This is a genomic window from Aestuariibius insulae (assembly GCF_040783535.2).
Lineage (GTDB): Bacteria > Pseudomonadota > Alphaproteobacteria > Rhodobacterales > Rhodobacteraceae > Aestuariibius > Aestuariibius insulae.
Map to the genome: position 1 here is coordinate 114,415 of NZ_JBFONW020000002.1, position 26,480 is coordinate 140,894.

Consider the following 26,480-nt stretch of genomic DNA (forward strand, 5'->3'; position numbering starts at 1 on the left):
CTCGATTTTCATTTCAGTGATGTACTGCAACAAGAGGAGCAGATCATGAAACGCACTATGACCGCAATCGCAGCCCTTACGATGTCCGCTGGCCTGGCCTATGCCGAAGGTCACGCCTCCATGGACAACGAAAACCTGATCCGCACGCGCGATATCACCGGTGGTGAGATCTACGTGATGAGCAGCGAGATGGATGACGCGACCTGGGGCCAGAACGAGACCTATGACGAGGTCAACACCGAGTGGAACGACATCGGTGAGATCGAGGATATCATCCTGTCGAAGGACGGCCAGATGATCGGCATCGTAGCCGAAATCGGTGGCTTTCTCGATATCGCCGACAAGCACGTGATGATCCCCGTCGAGGACGTGAAGCTGATCGCCGTCGATGACCAGAGCTATGCCTATGTCACACGCATGACAGAAGAGCAGCTCGAGGAGATGGAAGGCGTTGACGAAGGCTGGTGGAACTAAGCCGCACGCTTCATTGAGTTAGAGGGAAAGGGGCCGGTTGGCCCCTTTTTCTTTTTTGAAGCGGGGCGTCTTTCTTAGAGAGTGGTTTGCCCGCCGAGGTGTACCAGTGTCTGGGGATCGATCGAACGTTTTACAGAGATTTCCTTGATGCTATCGCGCCATTTCTTAAGGCCCCGTTTGATCCGCTTGGATCGAAACACCTCGAGCCCGTCCGAAAGCGGCGTGTAGATCCAATCGCCTCTCGGTGCATTGGCTCCGCCTTGCGTAAAGTTTCCGCTGTTGATCGGACAAAGATCGATATCGGCCCAGAAAAGATCGGCAAAGAGTTTCGCGTCAAGCTCGAACGCGTGGATGGGCAAATCCGCTTTGACGCTTTTGGCGAAGTCGAGGCCTTGCGATTTGGGCCAGAAGAAAACCCGCTCGTCCAGCTGCTTTGCCCACTCCTCGGGCGTGTATCCGTCCAGCATCTTGCGGGCCGCGTTCAATCCGTGCCGGATCGGGAGTTGATGGTTCAGGGTTGCGGTGCGATCCAAGATCGACAGGCATTCGCGGTCTTTGCGCAAAATAATGCTATGCGGATCTATTCCCGCCAACTGAGCAAGACGGGCTGCCGGTCGCAGCCCGTATTCCTGGATGAGCGGTAGGTTCGATGCGGCAGTGATGTGGATGAGAGCACCGCCAACGGCCTTGGCGAAAGCCTCGACCGTCATTTCAGGATCGACTTGCCCGCATAGATGGCGCTTTCGCCCAGCATCTCCTCGATGCGCAAAAGCTGGTTGTACTTGGCCAGCCGGTCGGAGCGGGAGAGCGAGCCGGTTTTGATCTGGCCGCAATTGGTCGCGACGGCGAGATCGGCGATGGTGGCATCCTCGGTTTCGCCTGAACGGTGGGACATCACGCAGGTGAAGCGGGCGCGATGGGCCATATCGACGGCTTGCAGAGTTTCGGTCAGGGTGCCGATCTGGTTGACCTTCACGAGCAGCGAGTTGGCCGAGCGTTTTTCGATCCCGTCCTTCAGGCGGGCGGGGTTGGTGACGAAAAGATCGTCCCCGACAAGCTGGACCTGGTCGCCCAGCACCTCGGTCAGGGCCGCCCAGCCGTCCCAGTCATCCTCGGACATGCCGTCCTCGATCGAAAAGATCGGGTAATCGGCCACGAGCTGTTGAAGATAGGCGACGTTCTCGTCGGAGGTCAGGACCTTGCCTTCGCCCTCCATGTGATAGGCGCCATCCTTGTAATATTCGGTGGCGGCGCAATCGAGGGCGAGCATGACCTGATCGCCGGGCGCGTAGCCTGCCTTCTCGATGCTGCGCAGGATAAAATCGAGCGCGTCGCGGGTCGAGCTGAGGTTCGGGGCAAACCCGCCTTCATCGCCGATGCCGGTGGAATAGCCGGCCTCCGACAGTTCTTTCTTGAGCGTATGGAAGACTTCGGCGCCGATCCGGACCGCATCGCTCATCGTTTCTGCTGCAACAGGGGCGATCATGAATTCCTGAATGTCGATCGGGTTGTCCGCATGTTCGCCGCCATTGATGATGTTCATCATGGGGACGGGAAGGGTGCGGGCGGAGGTACCTCCGACATAGCGAAAGAGCGGCTGTGTGGTGAAATCGGCGGCAGCCTTGGCCACGGCGAGCGAGACGCCGAGGATCGCGTTGGCGCCGAGGCGGGATTTGTTGTCGGTGCCGTCCAGCTCGATCATCGCTTCGTCAATGGCGGTCTGTTCGGTTGCATCGATCCCGGCAAGCGCTTCGGCGATCTCTCCGTTCACGGCAGCGACGGCCTTGCGAACCCCTTTGCCCTTGTAGCGGTCCTTATCCCCGTCGCGCATCTCGACCGCCTCATAGGCGCCGGTGGACGCTCCGGATGGGACAGCGGCGCGGCCCATCGTGCCGTCCTCGAGGACCACATCGACCTCGACCGTGGGATTGCCCCGGCTGTCGAGGATCTCGCGGGCGTGGATATCGACGATAAAGCTCATGGGGGCGGTCCTTTTACAGAAGTGACAATGCGCTCCTCTTAGCCGTCACAGACGCGACAGGGAAGCGGCAGGTCGCCGGGCGGCGCGCGCCTCGCGCAGAAGGGTGTAAAGCCCTGAGCCGACGATGATCGCCGATCCGATATAGGTGAGCGCATCGGGCTGCTCACCAAAGACGAGGATGCCGACGATGAGCGCGAAGACGAGGCGGGTGTAGCGGAAGGGCGTGACGACCGCGATGTCACCCACACGCATGGCGCCGACGATCCAGTAATAGCCCATGACGCCAATCGCGACAGCGCCCGCGACGAAGAGCCAGTCACCCTGACTAGGCACAACTGCTGTGTCATTCACCACCAGCATCATGATCGCGCCGGCGGGAACGACCGTCGCAAAGGCATAGGTGGAAAGCTGCATCGAGGAGATGTCCTTTGGCACCTGCCGCGTCGCCAGATCGCGGATCGCAAGGCCGATCACGCCTTGCACAGCAAAGAGCGAGAGCGGCTCGAAATCGCCTGCGCCGGGCCGGATGATCAGAAGGACACCCGCAAAGCCGACCGCGATGGCGGTCCAGCGCCGCCATCCGACATCGGCGCCCAGAAAGATTGCGGCGCCCAGCGTCACCGCCAGCGGCGTCGCCTGCAGGATCGCGGAGGCCGAGGAGATGGGCGTCAGTGCAATCGCCGTCACGAACCCCATCGTGCCAATGAGCTCTCCGAGGCAGCGCAGTTGCACCGCCGGATGGCGCAGGGCGCTCGAGAAGACGCGCCCGCCGGTTAGCCGCGTCAGAATGGCGAAGATCAGTGAGCCAAAGACGCCCAGCAGGATCAGGATCTGGCCGACCGGCATAGAGCCTGCCATCAGCTTGATGAACATATCCTCCAGCGCAAAGCAGGCCATGGCCGCCACCATCAGAAGGGCACCGCGAAGGTTTTCCATGTGAAAGATCCTCAGGAAGTCTCCGTCCTGCCTAGAGGGTCAGTAGGGCGGTGACAAATCAGCGATCGTGATGGGGCTCATCACCCTGGGGACGTCAGGATTTGATCGGCACGCCATAAAGCTCGAGCCGGTGCCCTTTCAGGCGATATCCCAGCTTTTCGGCGATCTTTTCCTGAAGCGCCTCGATCTCGGGGTCGACGAATTCGATGACTTCCCCGGACTGCATGTCGATCAGGTGGTCATGGTGATCGCCGCCCGCGATCTCGTAGCGCGCCCGTCCGCCTTCGAATTCGTGCTTTTCGATGATCCCCGACTCCTCGAACAGCTTGACCGTCCGGTAGACCGTCGCGATCGAGATCCGGGGATCGCGGGCCGAGGCGCGGGCATAAAGCTCTTCGACATCGGGATGGTCGTCCGCATCCTGAAGGACGGCGGCGATGGTGCGGCGCTGGTCTGTCATACGCAGACCGCGCGCTTCGCATCGGGTGAGGATCGTCTCGGACATCGGCACGGCTCTTAAAGGTCGCACCCGGTGTAAAGGCTGCGCGCAGGCAAGACCAGTGGTTGACTTGCAGGTCATCTATCCCCATGTGACGCGCAAGGCGACGGATGGACTGCCGCGTGAGCAGTCCGTGCAAACGGTACGGAACGATCCGACGCCACAACGATTCCCACAGTCACGCAGGGGGGTCCGGCGCCATGTCGGGCAGGGGACACGAGGTCCCGGGCCGAGTACGTGCGCGCCCCTCTTTGCGCCGTTATGGCGTGGTCCGTCCGAGAAGGGCGGGCAGAAGGATACTGATGGATTTCGATATGCTGGGGCTTGCGCCCCGACTGATCAAAGCCTTGGAGAAACAGGGCATTACCAAACCGACCCCGATTCAAAGCCAGGCGATTCCGCATGCGATGAACGGACGCGATGTCATGGGCCTTGCCCAGACGGGGACCGGCAAAACGGCGGCCTTTGGTCTGCCTATGATCGACGCGCTTCTGGGCGATGGCGGCAAGCCTGCGCCTAAGACGGCGCGGGGCCTGATTCTCGCGCCGACGCGCGAGCTGGCCAAGCAGATCTCGGACAATCTGCGCGCCTATACGGAAGGCACGCATCTTAAGGTCGCGCTCGTTGTCGGCGGGGCCGGGATCGTCGGCCAGATCCGGCGGCTCGAGCGTGGCGTCGATCTGCTAGTGGCAACCCCTGGTCGTTTGATCGACCTGCTCGACCGCAAGGCCGTGCGTCTAGACGAGACGCGGTTCCTTGTTCTCGACGAGGCCGATCAGATGCTGGATCTCGGCTTTATTCATGCGCTTCGCAAGATCGCGCCGCTTTTGCCGGACGAGCGTCAGACGATGCTTTTCTCGGCCACGATGCCCAAGCAGATGAACGAGCTGGCCAGCGCCTATCTGCGCGATGCCGTGCGGGTCGAAGTGGCCCCTCCCGGCAAGGCTGCCGACAAGATCGCGCAGTCCCTGCACTACGTGGCGAAGGCCTCCAAGTCCGAGCTGCTGATCGACCTGCTCTCCAAGCATGACGGCGAGCGGGCGATCGTTTTTGGCCGCACCAAGCATGGGTCGGAAAAGCTATACAAGTCGCTGGAAAAGGCAGGCTTTGCCGCAGCTTCGATCCACGGCAACAAGAGCCAGGGACAGCGCGACCGGGCAATCACCGCGTTCAAGGCGGGCAAGGTTACGGTTCTGGTGGCAACGGATGTGGCCGCGCGCGGGATCGATATCCCGGATGTGAAGCATGTCTATAACTACGATCTGCCCAATGTGCCCGAGAACTATGTGCACCGGATTGGACGCACGGCGCGTGCGGGCGCAGAAGGCGCGGCGATTGCGTTCTGCGCGCCGGACGAGATGAGCGAGCTTCGCGCGATTGAGAAGGCGATGAAGATGCCGATCCCCGTCGCCTCGGGTCGCCCGTGGGAGAACGAGGAAGCCAAGCCCAAGCGCGGCGGCGGAGGGGGCAGGGGCCGTCCCGGCGGCGGTCGCCCCGGAGGCCGTCCAAATGGCGGTGGCGGCAAGCCCGCAGGCAAACCGCAGCGGCGGCGCCGCAAGCCCAAGGCGGCTTAGGCGGAGCTTTCTCCCAGCACATCGGCCTTGACGGCGCCGCGCTCTCCGCGCGGCTCCGGCTGGCCGGTGGTGCTGTCGACGCGTGTCTGGGCTTCAATCTCGGAATCCAGCTCGGCGCCGAAGAGCACGATATAGGCCGAGAGCCACAGCCACATCAGCAGAACGATGACGCCGCCGAGCGTGCCAAAGGTTTCGTTGTAGCTGGCGAAGTTGGACACGTAGAAGCCGAATGCAACCGAGCCGAGCGCCCAAAGCAGGCACGCGACAACCGCCCCGGGAGTGATCCACTGCCATTCCGCCGTATCCCGGTCAGGCCCGTGCCGGTACATAAAGCCCAAGGCGAAGACCGTGAGTCCAAAGAGAACGGCGGCCGTGACCACCTGCACGAAAATCTCGAAACCGGGTCCGAAATCGACGAAGGACAAGATGGCGGGCACAACAAGCGTGGCCGCCAGGTTCAGCAGAAGACCCACGATAACGAAAAGCGTGAGGCCCAGTGTCAATCCCGTCAGCTTGAAGAAGCCGCGTGTCTCTTCCTCGTCATAGGCGATGTTGAGCCCTTGAATAAGGCTCTTGATGCCTTTTGAGGCGGAGTAGATCGCTAGAAGGATACCCCCGATGGCGGCAAGGCCCAATCCGCCTTCGCGGCTACCAGCAACGGAGGAGGCCTGATCAAGGATGATCTCGGCGGCCTGATCGGGCAGCATTTGGCCCAGGCGTTCCAGCTCGTCCACGATCATCGCAGGTTCGGTCAGCAGACCGGCAATGGCCATGGCAGCGGCCAGTCCGGGAAAGAGCGCGAGCAGGCCGTAGAACGCGATGCCTGCCGCGATCAGCCCGACCCGGTCGGCGTCGATCTCGTCCTTCACGCGGAATGCGATATCCTTCCAGCCTTTGAGCGGGATCTGACGCGGATGCGTGGCGCTGCGGCCTCTGGACATGGCGGTACTCTCCGTTACGTGTTCGTCGAACGGACGAGCCTAGGGTTCGGTTCCACATCCCTTGACTTCGGTGCCGGGACTAAGTCCTCTCCGTCCCATGGAAAAACGCGACAGCATGGATGCGTTCGGCGCGATCTCCCTCATTGGGTTTTCGGCGCTGCTGGGGCTCAACCAGGTCATCATCGCGGTCGTGAATGACGGGCTGCAGCCAGTCTTTTTCGCGGGCCTGCGCTCGGCCGGGGCGATGGTGCTGCTGTGGCTCTGGATCCGGCTTCGGTCCGGACCGCTCACGCTGCATCCCGGCACGGCGGTGCCCGGGATCTTGATCGGGCTGTGTTTCGCGGTAGAGTTCATCTTTCTCTTCGTCGCGCTTGATCTGACGACGGTCTCGCGGACCAGCGTGATCTTCTACACGATGCCGGTCTGGCTCGCGATCCTGGCGCATCTGTTCATTCCGGGCGAGCGGATGACGCCGCTCAAAGTGCTGGGTCTCACGCTTGCTCTAGGCGGGGCGGCCTTGGCCATCCTGCAGCGGCCCAAGGCTGGCACGGCATCCCTTTTGGGCGATCTTTTCGCGCTGGGCGGGGCAATCTGCTGGGCAGGGATCGCGTTCATCGCCAAGGCCACGCGACTGCGCGAGGTTCCGGCGCAGACGCAGCTTTTGTGGCAGGTGGCGATCTCGGCGCCGATCCTGCTGCTGATCTCGCCGCTGTTCGGAGAGCTTATCCGGGATCTGCAACCGATCCACCTTTGGGGGCTGGCTTTCCAGATCGTGGTTATCGTGACGGCGGGGTTCGTCTTCTGGCTGTGGCTGCTGTCGATTTACCCGGCCTCGAGCGTCGCCTCCTTCAGCTTTCTCGCACCGGTCTTCGGCGTATTCCTCGGCTGGTGGCTGCTGGACGAAGAAGTCGGTCCGGTGATCTTCGCAGCCCTCGCGCTGGTGGCAGTGGGGCTCATCCTGATCAACCGGACCGTGCGCGCTCAGGTCCCGCAGAAAGTGGCCTGAACCCGCTCTTCCGGCTCTGGCGGGGCGGTCAGCGTGGTGTCCTCGGGATCCGCAAACGGTGTCTTGAGCGCTGCATTCAACGCGTGGAACGGCCCGTAATCCCCGGCAACAGCCGCTTGGATCATCGCCTCGACGCGGTGATTGCGGGGGATGATGGCAGGGTTGGCGGAGCGCATGACGCTTTCGGGGTCAGGCTCTTCGGCCAGCCGCTCCTGCCACTCAGCCTGCCATTCGGTATCTAGCGTGTCGCAGGCGGCTAGTGTGCGGAACGTATTGGTAAAATCCGCTCCTGTCTCGGCCATATGCGTGAGAAGCTTAGAAATCAGATCGGCATCCTCGACCGTTGGCTGCGAAAGGCCGATCTTTGCGCCGAACCGCTGGAGCCAGGCCGCCTGATAGAGCGCGCCAAACCCGTTCACGATCTCGGTGAACTCCTCGACGGCCTGTGTCTGGTCAGGCATCAGCGGCAGCAAAGCCGTGCCAAGCTGCGCGAGGTTCCACAGCGCGATGCGCGGCTGGTTGGCATAGGCATAGCGTCCCTGCTGGTCGATGGAGCTAAAGACGGTCTGAGGGTGGTAGTCGTCCATGAAAGCGCAGGGGCCATAGTCGATGGTCTCGCCCGAAATGGCGCAATTGTCGGTATTCATGACCCCGTGGATGAAGCCCAGCGACATCCAGTGCGCGATCAGCTCCGCCTGCGCCGCAACCACCCCGGCCAGCAGCCCGGCGGGGCCGTCTGCTTCGGGATAATGGCGGGCAATGGCATAGTCGGCGAGCGCGGCCAGCGCCTCGTGATCTTCGCGCGCGGCAAAGATCTGGAACGTGCCAACCCGCAGATGGCTCGAGGCGACGCGGGTGAGGATTGCGCCCGGGAAGACCCGCTCGCGTAGGACGGGTTCTCCGGTCGTCACGGCAGCCAAAGCGCGCGTCGTCGGCACGCCAAGCGCCGCCATCGCCTCGGAGACGAGGTATTCGCGCAAGACCGGCCCTAGCCAGGCGCGCCCGTCGCCCGAGCGGCTGTAGGGCGTGCGTCCCGATCCCTTTAGCTGAATGTCGCGGCCTGCGACCTCTCCCAGAAGGATTGCGCGCCCATCCCCCAGTTGCGGGTTCCAGTGGCCGAACTGATGGCCCGCGTAAAGTTGCGCCAGAGGATCCGCACCATCGGGGATCCGGTTGCCCGCAAAGATCGATGCAAGCGTCGCCTCGTCCGATCCGGCTTGGTCAATACCAAGCTCTACCGCCAGCGCGTCGTTGAAGGCGATCAGCTCGGGCTTTTCCACTGGAACCGGATCCAGCCGGGTGAAGAACCGATCGGGGAGCCGCGCGTAGCTGTTGTCGAAGTCGATCTGCATATCGGCTATATAGGCGCGGACGCCTCAGAAGACCCGCGTCATCAACGCATATCGGTCGCGCAGCCTGAATCCAGCCTTGCCGTAGAGGCGTTGTTTGGCCTCATCCGACCGATCGACCTCGAGATGAAGCGCCCGCAGACCAGTCCCTGCCAGAGCCCGGCCAAGGGCCAGCAGCGCCTCGGTTCCAATTCCGCGCCCGCGCACGGAGGGTCGCACGAAGATCTCGTCGACGAACCCGTCCAGCCCGCCGAACTCTACCGACCAGCCAAAGGTGACCACTAGATAACCCACAGGCGCGCGGGCTGGGCCAATCAGGTAGATGGCCCCGTGAGGCGAACCCTCCAGAAGCGGCTCGAGCGCGGCGCGGCGATGCTCTTCGGTCGTCTCGAGCCCGTACTCCTCGTGAAACCGGGCGACGAGTGACAGAAGCGGCGCGATATGCTCCGGCTTGGCCAGCTGAAGCTGCGCGCTCACAGCCGGGCCAGCCGGTCTGTCATGCGGGCGAAGAACGCACCCGCATCCACGTTCCCGATAAACATCGCATTGACTGCCCGGTCGGTCACGCCCCACCAGTCGGCGACGGTCATACCGCGCGTCAGCTCTGAGGTGGTCTCGATCTCCACATTGATCTGGCGGCCCGAGAACAGCTCTGGCCAGAGAAGCCAGCCAATGACGCACGGATCATGCAGTGGCGCGCCGTCCGAGCCGTATTTCTCCTTGTCGAACCGCTCAAAAAAGCCTGTCCAGTCCGCAATGGCGTCGCCGATCCGTGTTTCCATCGCGCGAAAGGCGGCGATGCGGTCCGTTGTGACAAGCACCTTGTGGGTGACGTCCAGCGGCAAAACCGTGATCTTGCAGCCCGAGTCGAAGACGGCCTTGGCGGCCTCGGGATCAACGAAGATGTTGAATTCCGCCGCCGGGCTGATGTTGCCGACCTCGAAATAGGCGCCTCCCATCAGGACGATCTCCCTGATCCGCCCCGCAACGTCGGGCGCGCGGGTGAGGGCGGTTGCGACATTGGTCAGAGGACCCAGGGCGCAAATGGTCAGGCCATCCACCTCGCGCGCCAGATCAATGATCGCATCGACGCCATGTTTGTCCTGAAGCGCCATAACCGGCGCGCGCAGATCCGCGCCATCAAGGCCGGTTTTGCCATGCACATGCTCGGCGGTGACGAGAGGGCGTTCAAGCGGATGGTCGCATCCGGCATGGACCGCGATCTCGGGCCGACCGGCTAGTTCGCAAACCTTTCGCGCATTGGCACTCGTCAACGCGAGCGGGACATTGCCAGCCACGGCGGTGATCGCCTTCACTTCAAGCTCGGGAGAGGCTAGCGCCAGAAGGATGGCGACGGCGTCATCCTGTCCAGGATCGGTGTCGATGAGGATCGGTCTTGGTGTCATGCGGCCAAGGGCTATCCTGCCTCATGGGGCCGGGCAAGGCCGGACCGCAGGCGAGCGGCTGCGACATCTGTCGAGGGGCGGATCACGTCCTATTCCGCCCGCTTCGCCTCGGTCCAGAGCCGATCCATCTCTTCCAGGCTTGCCTCTGCTGGGCTCGAGCCTATGGCTTCAAGCTGCTGTTCTATATATTGAAATCTCCGAACGAATTTGGCGTTTGTCCCGCGCAAGGCGGCTTCCGGGTCAAGCTTCAGATGCCGCCCGAGATTGACCATGACAAAGAGAAGATCCCCAAATTCATCCTCGATCTTGGCTGGATCCAGCGTGTCCCGCGCCTCGGCCAGCTCGCGGGTTTCCTCGTCGATCTTAGCGAGCACCTGATCGATCTCGGTCCAGTCAAAGCCCACGCGCGCGGCCCGCTTTTGCAGCTTGAGCGCGCGTAAAAGCGCGGGCAGGCCCAAAGCCACGTCATCAAGAACGCCGGCCTTCGCCCGATCCGCTCGTTCGGTCGCCTTGATCGTCTCCCAATCGGCTTTTTGCTGCTCCGCGCTCTTGTCGCGGGTCTCGTCGCCGAAGACATGCGGATGACGCGCCACCATCTTGTCAGAGACGCTGCGGATCACGTCCGTGATGCTGAAAAGATCTTTCTCGTCAGCCATTTGAGCGTGATAGATCACCTGAAGCAGAAGATCTCCCAGCTCGCCCCTCAGGTCATCCCAATCGCGCCGCTCAATTGCGTCGGCGACCTCATAAGCCTCCTCGATCGAATAGGGGGCGATCGTGTCGAAATCCTGCTCGATATCCCAAGGACAGCCGGTCTGGGGATCGCGGAGGCGCTGCATGATCCGGACAAGGCGCGGCAACCCTCCGTCGGGATCGTGGATCAGCGGCTCATCGGACATTGCGGACCTCGTGCGATTGGGGTTCTTTGGCTGGCATAACAAGGCCGCACGGGGAGAACCAGATGGCGCTTGAGGATGCTAGAGGCGAGGTCGATGTCGCGTTGAAGGGTCGTCGTACTGGCCTTGTCTACGAGAACGCGTTCGGCGGTGTTTTGTCTTTTCTCAGAAGAGCTTACACCAAGGATCTAAGCGGCGTGGATCTGGCGGTGACAGGCGTACCCTTCGATCAGGCAGTGACGAACCGTCCGGGGTGCCGGTTCGGGCCGAGGGCCATCCGCGAGGCGTCGAGCCTGCAGCCCTTCGATCCGCCCTATGGATGGGATGTCGATCCGCTGAGCGATTTCAACGTGATCGATTATGGCGATCTGGCCTTTGACTATGCCCGCGTGGAAGAGTTCCCAGAGCGGCTTACGCAGCATATTCGTTCGATCCTCGAGGGGGGTGCGGCCTCTCTCGTGCTTGGAGGAGATCATTCGATTTCTCTGCCGATCCTAAGGGCTTATGCCGCTAAGTTCGGGCCTTTATCGCTGCTGCAATTCGATGCCCATAGCGATACGTGGCCCGACGAGGACGCGACCCGGATCGATCACGGCACGATGTTCTACAAAGCCGTCAAGGAAGGACTGATCGTGCCGGAGCGGTCGGTGCAGGTCGGAATCCGGACAACGAATACCGAGGATCTGGGCTTTCATACCATCGATGCCAGGGAGGTCCACGAGGCGGGGCCCGCGGCTACGGCATTGAAGATAAAGGATATTCTCGGTGATGCGCAAACCTATGTGACGTTCGATATCGATTGCCTGGATCCCGCCTTTGCCCCCGGGACAGGCACGCCCGTCTGGGGCGGGCTAAGTTCAGGTCAGGCGGATATAATCCTGAAGGATATCAAGGGGATAAATATGGTCGGCGGCGATGTGGTCGAGGTCTCTCCTGGCTATGATCCGACCGGGGCGACGGCGATTGCGGGCGCCCATGCGGCGACAGAGCTGATGTGCCTATATTGCCATCGGCTGGCCCTCGACAGGGCGTGATCGGGCCATCGGTATCGCGTCGGTATTCGGTCGGTAACTGAACGGTGGTTTTTCGGGTCTACCGGCTGCTCAAAAGAATTCCTGCTCCCGGCTCTCCCTAATCACCGGGCATGGCTTATGTCCTGAGTCTCACCCATCCAGGAGGCGTCATGCGCATTATCCTCATCGTTCTCATCCTGCTCGTTGTCCCAGGGATGGCTTATATCCGGCTCGCTCCGACCACCGAAGACGCCTGGCACCAGCGCAGCGATCCGGGCCCAGCCGGGGACTATCCAGGCACCGGCAGTTTCAGGGCCGTCCGCGTGGTCGAGGATCCCGAAGCGGCGCTGACCCGGCTCAATCAGATCGCGTTGGCCACGCCGCGCACGACGCGCTTTGCCGGACGCGTGGAAGACAGGATGATCACCTATGAAACCCGCTCGCAGATCATGGGCTTTCCCGACTATACCACAATCTACATCGCCCAAGGCGAGGGCGAGACGGATCTGCTGGTCCTCCATGGCAGGCTGCGGTTCGGGCAAGCCGACATGGGCGTAAACGAGGCGCGGATCCGCGATTGGCTGGATCAGCTTGGACTGACGGATGCGGGCGCGTCGAGCTGACGCTCGCCGACCACGCAGGCTTCGCCGATGTCGCGCCAGATCGGCACGTTCAGTGACATTTGGCACTGCGCCATGAAGGATCGGCCATCGACGAAAAGGCAGGTTTGTTCGCCCAGATCGATCCGACTGCCCTCCCGATCGGTACAGTAACAGGGATCAGAGCGCGTGGTTCCCTCGGACTGGGCCGCGCCTTGGGTGGCGAAGAGGATCAGCAGAAACGCAAATCTCATCCTATGAAGATATCACATAGGACGCGCCTGAGGCAATTTTCTTTCTTGTCGCAGACGGCGGCGTTCCTCTCGAAGCGCTGGCTTGACCCGCTTCACATGATGGGACAGATCAGCCGGATGATACCGCAGGACAAGCTCGAACAGATCGTCGCCCGTTTTCAGTTTCTGGAGGCGAAGATGGCCGGCGGCGCCGATGGCGGTGAGATCGCCGATCTGGCGCGCGAATATTCGGAGCTGAAGCCCGTGGTCGACCAGATCGAGGGCTACCGCCAGCTTCAGACCGACCTAACCGATGCCGAGGCAATGCTGGACGATCCCGAAATGAAGGCCCTGGCCGAGGAGGAGCTTCCCACCTTGCGCGCCACCATGCCCGAGGCCGAACACAAGCTGCAATTGGCGCTGCTCCCCAAGGACGCCGCCGATGCCCGGCCTGCGATGATCGAGATCCGCCCCGGGACAGGCGGAGACGAGGCCGCTCTTTTTGCGGGCGATCTTTTGCGGATGTATCAACGCCACGCCGAGGCCAAGGGCTGGCGCTTCGAGATCATCGAAGAGCAGGCGACCGAGCTTGGCGGCATCAAGGAGGTGACCGCCCGGATCGCGGGCGAGGGGGTCTTTGCGCGGATGAAGTACGAAAGCGGCGTGCACCGTGTGCAGCGCGTTCCCTCGACCGAAAGCGGCGGGCGTATCCATACCAGCGCCGCGACCGTGGCCGTTCTGCCCGAGGCGGAGGATGTGGATATCGAGATCAACGCCTCCGATCTGCGCATCGACACGATGCGCTCCTCCGGCGCGGGCGGCCAGCATGTGAACACCACGGATTCGGCGGTGCGGATTACCCATGCACCCACCGGGATCGTGGTGACGTCTTCCGAGAAATCCCAGCACCGTAACCGCGAGATCGCGATGCAAGTTCTGCGCACGCGGCTTTATGATCTCGAGCGAAGCCGCGTCGACGCCGAGCGGTCCGAGGCGCGCAAAGGGCAGGTCGGCTCCGGCGACCGGTCCGAGCGGATCCGCACCTATAACTTCCCGCAAGGGCGGATGACCGATCACCGGATCAACATGACGCTCTACAAGCTCGATCAGGTGATGCAGGGCGATCTGGACGAAGTGATCGATGCCTTGATCGCCGACGCCCAAGCCGCCTTGCTCGCCGAAATGGTGTGATGGATCAGCAGGCGCTGACCGAGGCGGCATCCCGGCTGAGCAAGGCCGGGATCGAAGGGGCCGTACGGGAAGCGCGCATGCTTTGGCGGGCCGCGATGCCCCGCCGTTATACCGATCACGATGATATCTCGAATGGCACAATGCTCTCCCGGTTCGAGAGCCTCGTTGCGCGCCGCATTGCCCGCGAGCCGATGTCGCATCTGGTGGGCTATCGGGACTTCTACAAGCACCGATTCCGCGTCACCGCCGATGTGCTCGATCCGCGCCCCGAAACCGAGACGCTGGTTCTTGCCGCGTTAGGCCGTCCGTTCGACCGGGTGCTCGACCTTGGAACAGGATCGGGCGCTATCATCCTGAGTGTACTGGCAGATCGCCCGGAGGCGACGGGGCTGGGAACCGACCTGTCGGAGGCGGCCCTGACCGTGGCGCGGGACAATCGCGACCGGCTCGATCTGACCAGACAGGCGGAGTTCGCAGTCTCTGACTGGTATGATGCCGTGATGGGGCGCTTCGATCTCATCGTCTCGAACCCGCCCTATATCGCGGTGAACGAAATGGAGGATCTCGCCCCCGAACTCAGCTTCGAGCCGCGCATGGCCCTGACCGACGAGGCGGACGGGCTGAGCGCCTATCGCAAGATCATCCGCGGCGCGCCTGCGCATCTGGAGCCTGGCGGGGCACTAATGGTCGAGGTTGGCGCGACGCAAGCCGAAGATGTGACGGCTCTGTTCAAAGAAGCCGGTTTCACTGAAATTACACGTCATCCTGACCTCGATGGGCGAAATCGCGTCATTTCCGGCAGGTTTATCGCCTGAACTTGATCCGATTGGCGCAAAGGATCGACTTTTTGCAAATTGCCTCTTGCCTCACGGCTCACTAAGCGCTTACTTCATATCTATCGGACGAGACCGGGCGTTGAGCCCTCTCTCCGAATTGTCGCCGGGCCATCGCAGATGACATCACGTGCTCCTTCATTCAACGAAGGGCGCAGGGCCGGGCGGAACAGGTAACAGCTGAACGAAAGCTTTCCATGAGATCTTCGAAATCACGCTCGCGCGGGAAGAACCGGAACAACAACAACCGGCCTTCGGGTAACATCGTCAACCGGGTCTTCGACAGCTCCGGTCCCGAAGGCAAGGTCCGCGGCACGCCGCAGCAGATCATCGACAAGTACAACCAGCTTTTCCGCGACGCCCATCTGTCCGGTGACCGGGTGGATGCCGAGAATTTCGCCCAGCACGCGGAGCACTATACGCGGATGCTGGCTGAAGCGATGCGCGAGCAGGAAAGCCGCCGCGAAGAGCAGGATCGCCAACGCCAGATCGAACGCGAGCGGCAGGCCGAACGCGACCGTCAGGCGCAGGCCGACCGCGATCGCAATCAAGCGCAGCAACAGCCTGAACGCGCAACGCAGCCGGATGTGCCGCAGCCCGCTCAGGTCAGCGATGCCGATGTGATCGAACCGCAAGGCACCGACGATAACGGTCTGGTGGAAACGCCCGAGGCGCAGGACAAGCCCAAGCCGCGCCGCCGCCGTAAACCCAAAAGCGAAGACAGCGCGCCGCCAGCTCCCGAAGCCGCCGAATAGGCCTAGGCCAGCTCTCGCGCCAAGGCGCAGAACTGCTCGAGCGGGATCTGCTCGGCCCTGTCTGTGGGCGCGATCCCGACGGCTTTCAGACGATCCTCAATATCGGGCGCCAGCCCCTTGAGAGAGGCGCGGAGCATCTTGCGCCGCTGATTGAATGCCGCCGCCGTGATCCGCTGCAGCACCTGCGCATCCGCCGGGAAACGCGGCTCGGGCAGGGCGGTCAGATGCACCACAGCCGAGCTGACCTTGGGCGGCGGCGTGAAGGCCTGCGGCGGCAGATCCATCACGATCCGCGCGTCGCTGCGCCATTGCGCCAGAAGCGCGAGCCGCCCGTAAGCCTTGCTCCCCGGCTCGGCCACGATGCGCTGCGCGACCTCTCGCTGAAACATCAGCGTCAGACTCTCCCAAAATGGCGGCCAGACCGAAGGCGTCAGCCACCGGACTAGAAGCTCCGTTCCGACGTTATAGGGCAGGTTCGCCGCCACGCGGATCGGCGGCGTCAGATGCGCCAGAGGATCGATCTGGAGCGCATCGCCCTCGATCACCGTCAGCCGCCCGGGATAGCGCGCCGAGATTTCCGCCAAGGCGGGCAGGCAGCGGGCATCCTTCTCGATTGCCAGAACATGCCGCGCCCCTTCGGCCAAAAGCCCGCGCGTCAGCCCCCCGGGTCCCGGTCCGATTTCAAACACATCCGATCCGGCCAGATCGCTCGCCTGTCGCGCGATCTTTGCCGTCAGGTTCAGATCCAGCAGAAAATTCTGCCCCAGTGCCTTGCGTGCCGACAGCCCATGGGCCGAGATCACTTCCCGCAAAGGCGGCAGATCGTCAATCGCGGCCATGCCGCCAATCCCATTCTTCACAAGACATTAAGGTTAACGCTGCCGTGTCGGAAGAACCCGTTCCCTTCATCTTGTCATAAATATGCATCTACCCGCGCGCCGCCCGGCGCGACATACGATCCGCCAGGCGCAGCGCTGCGATCATCGACGTTGGATCGGCCATGCCGGTGCCCGCGATGTCATAAGCCGTCCCGTGATCGGGCGAGGTGCGCACGAAAGGCAGACCGAGCGTGACATTGACCCCACCCGCAAAATCGATCGTCTTGATGGGAATTAGCGCCTGATCGTGATACATCGCGATCGCGGCGTCATAGCCCGCGCGCGCTTTCTCGTGGAACATCGTGTCGGCCGACAGCGGCCCGACCAGATCAAGGTCCTCGCTCCGCAATTTCTCCAGAAGCGGCGCAATCCAATCCACCTCCTCCGTTCCGATCCGTCCGCCTTCGCCCGCATGGGGGTTGAGACCCGCCACAGCGATCCGCGGCACGGCAATTCCAAATCGACGGATCAGGTCTTTATGCGTGATCCGGATGGTTTGCGTCAGGCTTTCAGCCGTCAGGGCATCGGGCACGTCGGCCAGAGGGACGTGGATCGTGGCGGGCACGACCTTCAACGCGTCGCAGGCCAGCATCATGACCACATGATCGACGCCGGCCAGATGGGCGAGAAACTCCGTATGCCCGGGAAAGGCAAAATCCGCGCCGTCCTGCAGACCCTTTTTGTTGATCGGGGCGGTCACCAGCGCAGACGCGTCCCCGCCCGAGACAAGCGCGACGCCGCGCTCGATCGCCTCCACGATCCCCTGCGCATTGGCTGGATCGGGCGCGCCGGGCGGGGCGATTTCGGCGAAGGCAAGCGGCAGAACTGGCAGCGCCTCGGCGGAAATGGCGGGCGCGAGCGCAGGCTCCTCCACGATCTGAAACGGCAGGCCCAGCGGCAGATGCCGGGGATCGCCGATCCAGAGAAACGGAAGCTCCACGCGCAGTGCCTCCCAGGCTTTGGCCGCGATCTCGGGGCCTATTCCGGACGGATCGCCGCAACTGACGGCGAGAGGCGGGCTCATGGCTCGCGGATAGACGCGTCCGCGCGCAGTTCGGCCAGAAACGCTTCGGCCAGCCCACCCAGACGGCGCGAGACCAGCTGGTTGCGAATGGCTTCCCGGTCGATCTCCTGACCCTCGTCCAGCACCGGCGTGCGCCCGCAGAGCATCACCAGTCGGCTGGTGCCCTCGGGCGCGCCCAAAGCAAAGGAGATCTCACCGGGATCGAGCTGGGCCAATTGCAGCGCGATATCGGTCTGGATCTGCGCGGGCGGCAGGATCTCGCGGCGCAACTGCTCTTCGCTGGCATTGGGGATCAGACCATAAAGATCGTCGCAAGTATCGGCTCGCGTCACGAGAGAGGAGGCCTGGGAGGGGCTTGCGGCCAGCGCCAGCTCGACGAACTCGATAGCCCCGTATTGGGGGGCAGGCGCGTCGACCTCCTCAATATCGCGTAGCTGAAAAAGGGCGATGCCGTTCTGGATCGGCAGCGGATCGGTCACTTCACCCCGGTCCAGTTGCAGGATCAACGGCTGGATCGCGGGCGGCAGATCGGTCAGCGGCTGCCAGTCAAGCCGCCCGCCGCGCCCACGTGAGGGCAGGGCAGAGACGCGCCGGGCGGCAGCCGAGAATGCGTCGGGGCTGGTCAGCTGGCTGATCCGCTCGGCTTCGGCCTGCGCGGCAGCGGCACGAGGCGGCGGCGCCGCGATGATAATCTCCGAGATCAGCACGCGGATCGACCCGCGCCCCGCGCCGCCGCCCGTCGACACGGCATCGTCGATCTCGCGATCCTCCACGCGGGCGTCAGCACCGAAGCGGCCGCGCACATAGATCCGCCAGCCGATCCCGGCGGTCACGAAATCCCGGAGCGTGCTGCTGTCGATCCCGGCAGAGGCCAGGATCTCGAGAAACTGGTCGCCGGTCAGGTTCGCGCGGCCCGCAAATTCGTCGATGCCATCGGTGACATCCTCGGGCGGGATCTCAATCCCGACACGCCGGATCTCCTGCAATTGCAGCCGCTCGTTGATCAGCTGCTCGCGCGCGACCTCTGCCGGATCGCCGGGTACGCGCACCAGTTCGAGAAAGCGGATCCGCTGCTCGATCTCGAAATTGGTGATAACGTCGTCATTGACGAGAAGTGCCGGAGAGAATTGCGATTGTGCGCTCGCCGTAAGGGCGGAAAGGCACAAGGCCAAGGCAAGGATCAAGCGGTGCATCGGGGCCCCTGTCAGTTGCGGCAACGACCCACAGGGCCGTCTGCGGACCGGCCTGCGGAAAAGCCGCGCAGACCGACCGTTATGTCGAAATCAGTGGTCGGATCGACCGTATCGGAGCTTGTGTAGCGGCGCGAGAGGGAAAGGTCGACCTCCACGCATTCGTTGCGGTAGACCAGCCCCAGACCGGCCTCGACCGGATCGTCGGCGCGGATATCATAGCGCGCATCGGTTGACAGCTCCCAGTTGGGAGAGATCCGATAGGCGGCCTCCATGGCCCATTCCGAGACGGCGTTGTTCCGGTCGATTTCCGGATCCGCGGCCAGCCAGATATGGCTCGCGGACAGATCGACGAAGGCGCCGTCGAAGTCGATCCGGGTTTCCGAGGCGCCAAAGTCGAAGCTGTCCTCCACAAGAGAGCGGCTGGCCAGGGTCAGAGCGTCCGAGAACCGGATCTGCCCGGCGAGGAGCCAATCCGACTGGCGCCCGCTCAGGCCCGACGTGTCGCTGAAGGCAGGCGCGTCGTCGGCCCGCAGGATGCGCCCGAGGGTCAGGGTAGACGACCAGCCGCGCGGGTTATAGCGGGTCCAGCTGACCCCCAGATTGGCGCGGAGCCCGTCCTCGCGCAGATCGCCGCCCGGAAACCGGTCGAGCGCGAAGAGGTTTCCCTCGTCCAGATCGGCCCGTGTGCTTTCTTCATTGGCCAGATCCTGATTGCCGCTGTCCGACCAGACGATCTGCGCCACGGGCTCCAGCAGCTCTGTGGCGCCGGACGGGCGCGTTCGGCTTAGCGGATAGCGCAGCGTGGCGGCGACAACCGGTGTCAGACGAAGCGCGCTTTGCTCCACATCGTTGTCCTGACCGACGCTGAAATAATCCGCGAAAAGGGCGCCTTCGGCCGTCAATCGAAGCCCGGCGGCGGTCACGGTATCGCGCCGGTAGGACAGAGACGTGCCGAGCCGGACCAGATCGCGCCCTTCGACGCCCAGATCATCCGATGCGCGATAAAGAAGCCGCCCATCAAGACCGGCGCGCAGCTCGCCGCCCATGGCCGGAAAGAGGCGCTGTTCTACGAACAGATCGCCGATCAGGTTAGGCTCGTCGGCATTGTTCTGATTGTCCCTGAGATATTCGAGATTGACGAGCGCGGCGGAGGCAAAAAGATCGCGCTCTGTCCGGACAAGCTCGATCCGGCTTTCGACCGTGTCCGATCGGCTGATGCCATAATCCAGAAGATAAGCGTTGTCGGACACGGTAGTGATATCGAAGAGAAGATCGGTCTTCGGGCCGATCTCGAACTCGCCCAGCACCGACAGATATCCGCGCCCTTCCTCGGGCAGGATGTCGTCGTCTGTGACTGCGCCTTCGATGGTCAGATCGCCGGACCGAAAGGCCTGGCGGTAGCGGAATTCCAGCGTGCGCGTGCCGGGCGCGAGATACGGCGTCAGCGTCAGATCGCGGCTGCGGCCCAGCGTGATGAAATAGGGCAGCTTGATCCCGGTGCCCAACTCACTGCTGAACCGAAGCTCGGGCACCAGCAGTCCGGTCGTCCGCTCGAGCGTCGGATCGGGAAGGCGGGCGCGGGGCAGCCACAGGATCGGCACGCCCCGGATCAGGAACTGCGCGTTCTCCAGATAAAGCTGCCGTTCCTGCTCGTCATGGATGATGCGCTCGGCCCGGATCGACCAAAGCGGAGCGCGTGTGCCGCAGACCGTGCAGGAGGTGACGGAGGTCTTGTAAAGCTGGCTGTAGCGCCCTTCGACCCGGTCGATCTGCGTGGCGGCCAGTTGCAACTGCCGGTCCAGCACCAGCCGCGCGCCGCGCAGCAAGCCGTTTTCGAGCGTCGGCTGGATCTGCCCTTGGTCGGCCAGAAGGATCGTGCCGTCCGGTGTTTCGATGACGATAGGCCCGTCGATGGTCAGCGTATCGCTGGGTTGATCGAAGATCACGCGCGTCGCGGTGAGGCGGGTGCCGTCATAGAGCACCTCGACATTGCCTTCGGCGATCAGGCGCTCCTCGCCTTCGATAAAGACGCGATCTGCCACGAGTGTCGCCGCTCCCTGCGCCTGGGCAAGGCACGGCAAAAGACACAAGCAAAGGGCAAGAAGCGCGCGCATCATCCGTCCTCGAGATGCAGCAGCAGGCCAAGAGCCAGACAGATGGCGGCAACCGGCGGGATCCAGGCCGCCAGAAGGGCGGGGATCTGGCCGTTCTCTCCCAGGATCTGGGCGAAGTTGCGTAGGAAATACAGCCCGAAGCCCAGCATCACGGCGGTCAGAACGGCGATGCCCGTGCGGCCTCCGCGCTGGTGGCGCATCGTCAGGCCTGCCGCGACTAGCAGCATCGAGACGATGAAGACGGGCAAGGCCAGTTCCATCTGGAACCAGACCTCGTGACGCTGCGCGGAAAAGCCTGCGCGTTCAAGCTGGTCGATGAAATCGGGAAGATCCCAGATCGGGATCGAGGAGGGGGTGCCAAGACGGTCGCGGATCTGGTCGCGCGTCAGCGTCGATGGCAGGCTGAGCCGGTCGTGAAGGGTCGCGGCACTTTCGGGATTGAGGCTCGAGACAAGCGGCCAGGATTTCGCGTCTTCCAGTTCCCAGGCGCCATCGGTCAGGACGGCCCGATCGGCTTCGATCCGGCGGATCGGCCCGATCGCTTCGGCAAAGACAATGAAAGACGCCTCGAAAAGCTCGGTTCCGTCAAGCGATGCACGTTCGGCGCGGATGACCGTCTGCCGGTCGCCGCTGCCCTGACGTAGCCACAGCCCCTCGTCGCGCAAGGTGAGGATCGAACTGCCGCCCCGCTCTACCGTATCGGCCCGGCGTTCGTATTCCTGACTGGTCGCCGCTACGATCGGATTGAAGATCGCGACCCCCAAGGCGCCAATGAGAAAGGCGACGATCACCGGCGCGATCAGGCTGCGCAACGCCGACCGCCCGGCCGCGCGGGTGACGACCATCTCGGACGACCGCGCGAGCGACAGGAACAGGGCAATCGTCGCCAGTACCGTGATCAGCGGCAGGATACGGTATAATCCCTCCGGCGTGTTGAGCAGGGTCAGCCCGATGATCGCGGCAAAGCCCGCGCCTTCACCCGCAAACTTTCCGAGCTGGTCGATCAGATCGAGGAAGGCGAGGATCAGGAAAAAGATCGCAAAGACACCGGCAAAGCTGCGCGCGAAGCGGCGGGCGAAATAAAGATGCAGGATCATGCCGGTCGCACCGACAGCCTGGACCGCAATCGCGACGCGCTGGCAAGCTGGACACCCGCGATACCAAGGCCGACCGCAACTGGCAGATAGATCAGCGGCCAGGCCTGATCGTTGTCTTCGGTCAGCCCCAGAATAGTGCTTTCGAGTGCCTTCACCGCGATCAGCAGAAAGATCGCAAGGATGATCTGCCGTCCGACCCCGAACCGCGAGAACCGCCCCGTCAGCAGTGTCGCGAACCCGATGAGGGCCGCCACGGTCGCAAGGCTCGCCTCCACGATCCGGATATGGGCCACCCGATGCAGCTCGGGCGCGCTGCGCCGGGTCAGCGCCTGCGTCTCGCCGGACGCCTCGAAGAGCGTGAGGGTCGAGATCTCCCGGACGTTGCGACGATTGCGCTCGGAGGAGCCCATCAGACCGCCGATCTCATAGGTGAAGTTCGAGAAACTGGTGGTGAAGAGCCTCTGGTCGGCGACCCGCAGCGTCTGGGCCAGACCCGCGACCATCACCAGGCGCGGCCCCGTTTCGGTGCGCAGCAGATAGGCCTGTTCGGCGGTGTAGGTGACGTGCTCCTCGGTATTGCGAGTATCCGAGAGGAAGACGTCCAGAAGCTCACCCTCCGCAGTGATGTCGCGGATGTAGAACGTCAGACCGTCCGCAGGGTTGAGAAAGGTGCCCTCGGTCAGAAGGCGCGCAGTGATGTTTTCGGCGATCTCCGCCTCGCGATCGTTGAGTTGCGACAGCGACAGCGGGGTCAGCATATGGACCAGCGCGCTCATCAAAAGGGTGACGATCAGCCCGAAGACCAGGACGGGCCGCGCCAGACGCATCGCGCTGTGACCGGTCGCGCGAAGGACAACAAGTTCGCTTTCTGAGGTCATCCGGTTCGTCACATAGACCGAGGCCGCAAAGGCCGAGATCGGCAGAACCAGCCGGATCACATTGGGCAGCGACAGCGCGGTGAATTCGAGGAAAACGCCCGCCGACTGGCCATCCGCGATCAGCTGGTCAAAGAGGATCACCGCGCGGTTCACCCAATAGACCAGCACGAGGATCAGGCTGAAGAACCCGAAAAGCACCATCAGCTGGGACAGCATATAGCGATCGATGCGCGCCAAGGGGCAGGGGTCCTTCGTCTGACTGGCTCTTTTCGCTAGCCGATTTCCGCTGCGAGGTGAACCGCTATTGCGATTGCCGGGCCCGACCGGATAAGCCCTCGGGCAGGACCCCGCCTGATGCGAAAGGACATGACCCGATGACCGATCCCGTGACCCTCGACGTGAAAGAAACCGATCTCGATGCCGTTGCCGATCATGACGGACGCATCGCGGTTCTCGTGGCCGAGGACGGCACGCTCAACCCCAGCGCGCGGCGGGTCAACAGCCGGATGAAGGGCGCTATCGCGCGCCTGACCGACGGCAAGGAATGGGAGAAGATGTCGGCGGGCGACGTTACGACCATCGCCTATCCGTCGGGCCTTGCGGCAACCGGCGTTCTGATTGCCAAGCTCGATCCGCGCGCAGATGCGCTGACGGCGCGCAAGACGGGGGCGGCGATCGCAGCGGCGCGCGGAAAGGGGCCGCTTCTGGTGCTGGGGCACAGCGTCGCCAAGGCCGAGGCGCTGGCGCTCGGTCTGGTGTTGCGCGGTTACGACTTCGACATCCGCAAATCCAAACCCGGGGATGGCGCAGAGCCGATCACGCTGATGCTGGGCAAACCCGAGACGGTCAATGCGGCGCGCGTGGATGCGCTGGCCTCCGGCGTTTTCTTCACCCGCGATCTGGTTAACGAGCCCGCCAATGTCCTGACCACGACCGAATTCGCGGACCGGCTGGCCGAAATGTCGGATCTGGGCGTCAAGGTCGAGGTGCTGGACGAAGAGAAGCTGGAAGAGCTGGGCATGAACCTGCTGCTCAGCGTGGGGCAGGGATCCGCCTCGCCATCCAAGGTCGTCGTGATGGAGTGGCAGGGCGGCGGGGACGAGCCGCCGCTGGCATTGGTCGGCAAAGGCGTTGTCTTCGATACCGGCGGGATCAGCATCAAGCCGGCCGCCGGGATGGAAGACATGACGATGGATATGGGCGGCGCGGGCACCGTCGCGGGCGTCATGAAGGCGATCGCCAAACGCAAGGCCAAGGCTAATGTCGTCGGCCTCGTCGGCCTCGTTGAGAACATGCCGTCAGGAACCGCGACCCGCCCCGGCGATGTCGTGACGTCGATGAAGGGCGATACGGTCGAGATCATCAATACTGACGCTGAAGGCCGCCTCGTCCTGGCCGATGTGCTGTGGTACACCCAAGAGCGGTTCTCGCCGTCCGGCATTGTGGATCTGGCGACGCTGACCGGAGCAATTATCATCGCCTTGGGCAACGAAAAGGCGGGCGTTTTCGCCAATGACGATGCCTTCGCTGATGCGTTTCTCAAAGCGGCGCAGGCCGAAGGGGAAGGCGCCTGGCAGCTCCCGCTGGCCGATGCCTATGATGGGCAGCTCAAGAGCCGCATCGCTGATATGAAAAATATCGGCGGACGCCCCGCCGGATCGATCACAGCGGCACAGTTCCTCCAGCGGTTCGTCAAGGACGATGTGCCGTGGATGCATCTGGACATAGCAGGCGTCGCCAGCCGCAAGGACGGCACTGCGCTTGCTCCGAAAGGGGCGACGGGATGGGGCGTGCTGGCGCTCGACCGGCTGATTGCGGATCGCTACGAAGGGTAATGGGCGCGGCCTATTTCTATCATCTGACGCATCAGCCTCTCGAAACGGCACTGCCTCAGCTTGTCGCGCGAGCGCGCGGCGCAGGCTGGCGCGTCGCGGTCCGGGTGGGGGAAGCTGACCGTCTGGAGGCGCTGGACAAGGCGCTTTGGTCCGGCCCGGCGGAAGAGTTTCCGGCCCATGGGATCGCGGATGGCGCGCATGACGCGGATCAGCCGGTGCTGCTGACGACCGCAATGGACACACCGAACGGTGCCGCCTGTCTGATGACGGTGAGCGGCGCGGAGGTCACACCCGAAGATTGCGCGGCAATGGAGCGGGTCTGCGTGATCTTCGACGGAACCGACGGCGCCGCGCTTGATCAGGCGCGCGTGCAGTGGAAAGCACTGACGGCGGCAGAAATCGAAGCGCAATACTGGTCCCAGGAAAGCGGACGCTGGGAGCGGAAGAGGTAAAATCCTTCTAGAAGGATTTTGAAGTCAGATTTTTCTAGAAAAATCTGCCCCCCGGGCGGGAGCCGTCATTCCTTGGCCAAAACTCTTCGACGAAGAGTTTTACCGCTCGAGCATCAGCCGGTCGCCTGCGATTTCGATCCGGGAGAAGCGCTGAAGATAGCCCATCCCCAGAAGCGACTCGCGCATCTCGCCTTCGTTGACCCAGGCGCGCACGTCATAGTCGGGGATGCCCGCAAGCTCGACCCGGTCCAGCGTGACCGGAGCGGTTCGCACGATGCCATTGGCCGTGTTCGCGCTGCCCAGAAACATGAGCGTCTCTGGCGCGATCCCCACACGCTCGGCATCGGTCTGCGTCAGCACCATCTCGGTCGCGCCGGTATCGACGACGAAGGTGATCGGCTCCTCGTTGATGTCGAGCGTGAGGTAATAATGCCCGTCTCGCGAGCGCGGCACGCTGATCGCGCCGTCCTCGCCCACGCTTTGCGCGGCAAAGCGTGTGGGTCCCAGATCGCCCCAAAGACCGTAGCCTGCGATAACGCCCACGAAGATCAGCCCCCAGATCGCCGCATGCTGCAGCGTCTTGTTCATCTGATCGCGCGAGGACACCAGAAACCAGCCGCCCACGGCGGTCCCGAGCAGCACAAGATAGATGATTGAGGCGATCTGATCTCCAGTCATGGAACTCGATATAATCAGCTCCCGCCCAGACCGAAAGAGGCCAGGCCGTCGAGAACGAACTGCACGGAGAGCGCGGCGAGCAGCATCCCCAAAAGCCGCGTGACCACGTTGATCCCGACCTTGCCCAGAAGCCGCTCGAGATAGCCCGCCACGAGAAACAGAACGAAGACGAGGCCCACCGTGACCAGCATGATGGCAACCACGAGCATCGCATCGAGCGTTGTTGTCGCCTCTCCGACCAGAAGGATGATCGTGGCGATGGAACCGGGCCCTGCGATCAGCGGAATGGCGATGGGAAAGACCGATGGATCCTGTCCCGTCTCTTCCTCCGGGGCATCGCCTTGCGATTGCCGCCGGGTTTGCCGTCGCTCGAACAGCATGTCGAGCGCCGTCAGAAAAAGGAGGATCCCGCCAGAGATCCGGAAGGCAGGCATCGAGATGCCGAGAAATTCCAGAACCGCTTCGCCCAGAAAGGCAAAGATCAACAGGATCCCGGTGGCCACCGCGCAGGCGCGGGCCGCGATCTTGCGCCGCTGCGCCGGGGACAGGCCTTGGGTCAGCGCGGCGAAGACGGGAGCGAGCCCGATCGGGTCGATTACCACGAAGAGCGCCGTGAAGGCTGTGACGAGAAAGGCAAGCTCCATG

28 protein-coding genes are annotated in these 26,480 nt (G+C 63.1%); 10 read left to right on the forward strand and 18 right to left on the reverse strand.

What is annotated here, in order from left to right; genetic code table 11:
- Positions 1 to 45: 45 nt before the first annotated feature.
- The gene (locus tag AAD018_RS06860; RefSeq protein ID WP_367314759.1) at positions 46 to 474 is read left to right on the forward strand and encodes a PRC-barrel domain-containing protein; all 429 of its coding nucleotides are present in this window, start codon (positions 46 to 48) and stop codon (positions 472 to 474) included.
- Positions 475 to 548: 74 nt separating this feature from the next.
- On the opposite strand, the gene AAD018_RS06865 is transcribed toward AAD018_RS06860, so the two are convergent.
- The 4 genes from AAD018_RS06865 to AAD018_RS06880 form a co-directional block, all read right to left on the reverse strand.
- Entirely contained in the window at positions 549 to 1,184 is a 636-nt protein-coding gene (locus AAD018_RS06865; RefSeq protein WP_367314760.1) for a DUF7002 family protein, read from the reverse strand.
- On the reverse strand, positions 1,181 to 2,455 hold the full coding sequence (eno, locus tag AAD018_RS06870) for a phosphopyruvate hydratase (RefSeq protein WP_367314761.1): 1,275 nt from the start codon (positions 2,453 to 2,455) through the stop codon (positions 1,181 to 1,183). Before eno ends, AAD018_RS06865 begins: the two co-directional genes overlap by 4 nt.
- Positions 2,456 to 2,500: 45 nt before the next feature.
- Entirely contained in the window at positions 2,501 to 3,391 is an 891-nt protein-coding gene (locus AAD018_RS06875; protein ID WP_367314762.1) for a DMT family transporter, read from the reverse strand.
- 94 nt (positions 3,392 to 3,485) lie between these two features.
- On the reverse strand, positions 3,486 to 3,896 hold the full coding sequence (locus AAD018_RS06880; protein WP_367314763.1) for a Fur family transcriptional regulator: 411 nt from the start codon (positions 3,894 to 3,896) through the stop codon (positions 3,486 to 3,488).
- Between the two features lie 296 nt (positions 3,897 to 4,192).
- On the opposite strand from AAD018_RS06880, the gene AAD018_RS06885 reads away from it, so the two are divergent.
- Positions 4,193 to 5,464, forward strand: a complete 1,272-nt coding sequence (locus AAD018_RS06885; protein WP_367314764.1) for a DEAD/DEAH box helicase — start codon at positions 4,193 to 4,195, stop codon at positions 5,462 to 5,464.
- Here the strand turns inward: AAD018_RS06885 and AAD018_RS06890 are convergent.
- Positions 5,461 to 6,405 carry a YihY/virulence factor BrkB family protein gene (locus tag AAD018_RS06890; protein ID WP_367314765.1) on the reverse strand — a complete coding sequence of 315 codons (945 nt, stop codon included), beginning with the start codon at positions 6,403 to 6,405 and terminating at the stop codon, positions 5,461 to 5,463. The two genes, AAD018_RS06885 and AAD018_RS06890, sit on opposite strands and share 4 nt — an antisense overlap.
- Positions 6,406 to 6,502: 97 nt before the next feature.
- Here AAD018_RS06890 and AAD018_RS06895 point away from each other — a divergent pair, with 97 nt between their 5' ends.
- Positions 6,503 to 7,411 (forward strand): DMT family transporter, encoded by a 909-nt coding sequence (locus tag AAD018_RS06895; protein WP_367314766.1) that lies wholly within the window; start codon positions 6,503 to 6,505, stop codon positions 7,409 to 7,411.
- Here the strand turns inward: AAD018_RS06895 and AAD018_RS06900 are convergent.
- The 4 genes from AAD018_RS06900 to mazG all read right to left on the reverse strand — a co-directional run bounded on the left by AAD018_RS06900 (position 7,387) and on the right by mazG (position 11,065).
- Positions 7,387 to 8,763 carry a protein adenylyltransferase SelO gene (locus AAD018_RS06900; RefSeq protein ID WP_367314767.1) on the reverse strand — a complete coding sequence of 459 codons (1,377 nt, stop codon included), beginning with the start codon at positions 8,761 to 8,763 and terminating at the stop codon, positions 7,387 to 7,389. The two genes, AAD018_RS06895 and AAD018_RS06900, sit on opposite strands and share 25 nt — an antisense overlap.
- 24 nt (positions 8,764 to 8,787) lie before the next feature.
- On the reverse strand, positions 8,788 to 9,237 hold the full coding sequence (locus AAD018_RS06905; protein WP_367314768.1) for a GNAT family N-acetyltransferase: 450 nt from the start codon (positions 9,235 to 9,237) through the stop codon (positions 8,788 to 8,790).
- Positions 9,234 to 10,166 (reverse strand): nucleoside hydrolase, encoded by a 933-nt coding sequence (locus tag AAD018_RS06910; RefSeq protein WP_367314769.1) that lies wholly within the window; start codon positions 10,164 to 10,166, stop codon positions 9,234 to 9,236. The genes AAD018_RS06905 and AAD018_RS06910 overlap by 4 nt, the downstream gene beginning before the upstream one ends.
- Before the next feature lie 89 nt (positions 10,167 to 10,255).
- Complete coding sequence (mazG, locus tag AAD018_RS06915; protein ID WP_367314770.1) at positions 10,256 to 11,065, reverse strand: nucleoside triphosphate pyrophosphohydrolase; 810 nt, start codon at positions 11,063 to 11,065, stop codon at positions 10,256 to 10,258.
- A gap of 62 nt (positions 11,066 to 11,127) precedes the next feature.
- On the opposite strand from mazG, the gene speB reads away from it, so the two are divergent.
- Together speB and AAD018_RS06925 are read left to right on the forward strand one after the other, a co-directional pair.
- Positions 11,128 to 12,096: an agmatinase gene (gene speB / locus AAD018_RS06920; protein ID WP_367314771.1), complete on the forward strand. Its 969-nt coding sequence runs from the start codon at positions 11,128 to 11,130 to the stop codon at positions 12,094 to 12,096.
- Between the two features lie 149 nt (positions 12,097 to 12,245).
- Positions 12,246 to 12,698: a DUF1499 domain-containing protein gene (locus tag AAD018_RS06925; protein WP_367314772.1), complete on the forward strand. Its 453-nt coding sequence runs from the start codon at positions 12,246 to 12,248 to the stop codon at positions 12,696 to 12,698.
- On the opposite strand, the gene AAD018_RS06930 is transcribed toward AAD018_RS06925, so the two are convergent.
- Positions 12,662 to 12,928, reverse strand: a complete 267-nt coding sequence (locus tag AAD018_RS06930) for a hypothetical protein (protein WP_367314773.1) — start codon at positions 12,926 to 12,928, stop codon at positions 12,662 to 12,664. The two genes, AAD018_RS06925 and AAD018_RS06930, sit on opposite strands and share 37 nt — an antisense overlap.
- A 117-nt stretch (positions 12,929 to 13,045) precedes the next feature.
- On the opposite strand from AAD018_RS06930, the gene prfA reads away from it, so the two are divergent.
- From prfA to AAD018_RS06945, 3 genes are all read left to right on the forward strand, one after another.
- Positions 13,046 to 14,098 carry a peptide chain release factor 1 gene (gene prfA / locus AAD018_RS06935; RefSeq protein WP_367315201.1) on the forward strand — a complete coding sequence of 351 codons (1,053 nt, stop codon included), beginning with the start codon at positions 13,046 to 13,048 and terminating at the stop codon, positions 14,096 to 14,098.
- Positions 14,098 to 14,913, forward strand: coding sequence for a peptide chain release factor N(5)-glutamine methyltransferase (prmC, locus tag AAD018_RS06940; RefSeq protein ID WP_367314774.1), 816 nt, complete (start codon positions 14,098 to 14,100; stop codon positions 14,911 to 14,913). Before prfA ends, prmC begins: the two co-directional genes overlap by 1 nt.
- Before the next feature lie 215 nt (positions 14,914 to 15,128).
- On the forward strand, positions 15,129 to 15,686 hold the full coding sequence (locus tag AAD018_RS06945) for a DUF4167 domain-containing protein (protein ID WP_367314775.1): 558 nt from the start codon (positions 15,129 to 15,131) through the stop codon (positions 15,684 to 15,686).
- A gap of 2 nt (positions 15,687 to 15,688) precedes the next feature.
- Here AAD018_RS06945 and rsmA read toward each other — a convergent pair whose 3' ends face one another.
- The 6 genes from rsmA to lptF form a co-directional block, all read right to left on the reverse strand.
- Positions 15,689 to 16,525 carry a 16S rRNA (adenine(1518)-N(6)/adenine(1519)-N(6))-dimethyltransferase RsmA gene (rsmA, locus tag AAD018_RS06950; protein ID WP_367314776.1) on the reverse strand — a complete coding sequence of 279 codons (837 nt, stop codon included), beginning with the start codon at positions 16,523 to 16,525 and terminating at the stop codon, positions 15,689 to 15,691.
- Positions 16,526 to 16,613: 88 nt separating this feature from the next.
- Positions 16,614 to 17,588: a 4-hydroxythreonine-4-phosphate dehydrogenase PdxA gene (gene pdxA / locus AAD018_RS06955; RefSeq protein ID WP_367314777.1), complete on the reverse strand. Its 975-nt coding sequence runs from the start codon at positions 17,586 to 17,588 to the stop codon at positions 16,614 to 16,616.
- Entirely contained in the window at positions 17,585 to 18,781 is a 1,197-nt protein-coding gene (locus tag AAD018_RS06960; protein WP_367314778.1) for a peptidylprolyl isomerase, read from the reverse strand. The genes pdxA and AAD018_RS06960 overlap by 4 nt, the downstream gene beginning before the upstream one ends.
- Positions 18,782 to 18,792: 11 nt before the next feature.
- Positions 18,793 to 20,895, reverse strand: a complete 2,103-nt coding sequence (locus tag AAD018_RS06965) for an LPS-assembly protein LptD (RefSeq protein WP_367314779.1) — start codon at positions 20,893 to 20,895, stop codon at positions 18,793 to 18,795.
- Positions 20,895 to 21,992, reverse strand: a complete 1,098-nt coding sequence (lptG, locus tag AAD018_RS06970) for an LPS export ABC transporter permease LptG (protein ID WP_367314780.1) — start codon at positions 21,990 to 21,992, stop codon at positions 20,895 to 20,897. The genes AAD018_RS06965 and lptG overlap by 1 nt, the downstream gene beginning before the upstream one ends.
- Positions 21,989 to 23,107: an LPS export ABC transporter permease LptF gene (gene lptF, locus AAD018_RS06975; RefSeq protein WP_367314781.1), complete on the reverse strand. Its 1,119-nt coding sequence runs from the start codon at positions 23,105 to 23,107 to the stop codon at positions 21,989 to 21,991. The genes lptG and lptF overlap by 4 nt, the downstream gene beginning before the upstream one ends.
- Before the next feature lie 137 nt (positions 23,108 to 23,244).
- Here lptF and AAD018_RS06980 point away from each other — a divergent pair, with 137 nt between their 5' ends.
- Both AAD018_RS06980 and AAD018_RS06985 read left to right on the forward strand, forming a co-directional pair.
- Positions 23,245 to 24,705, forward strand: coding sequence for a leucyl aminopeptidase (locus tag AAD018_RS06980; protein ID WP_367314782.1), 1,461 nt, complete (start codon positions 23,245 to 23,247; stop codon positions 24,703 to 24,705).
- The gene (locus tag AAD018_RS06985) at positions 24,705 to 25,157 is read left to right on the forward strand and encodes a DNA polymerase III subunit chi (RefSeq protein ID WP_367314783.1); all 453 of its coding nucleotides are present in this window, start codon (positions 24,705 to 24,707) and stop codon (positions 25,155 to 25,157) included. The genes AAD018_RS06980 and AAD018_RS06985 overlap by 1 nt, the downstream gene beginning before the upstream one ends.
- 99 nt (positions 25,158 to 25,256) lie before the next feature.
- On the opposite strand, the gene AAD018_RS06990 is transcribed toward AAD018_RS06985, so the two are convergent.
- Together AAD018_RS06990 and AAD018_RS06995 are read right to left on the reverse strand one after the other, a co-directional pair.
- Positions 25,257 to 25,835, reverse strand: coding sequence for a retropepsin-like aspartic protease family protein (locus tag AAD018_RS06990; protein WP_367314784.1), 579 nt, complete (start codon positions 25,833 to 25,835; stop codon positions 25,257 to 25,259).
- Positions 25,836 to 25,849: 14 nt separating this feature from the next.
- Complete coding sequence (locus AAD018_RS06995) at positions 25,850 to 26,479, reverse strand: MarC family protein (protein WP_367315202.1); 630 nt, start codon at positions 26,477 to 26,479, stop codon at positions 25,850 to 25,852.
- Between the last annotated feature and the right edge of the window lies 1 nt (position 26,480).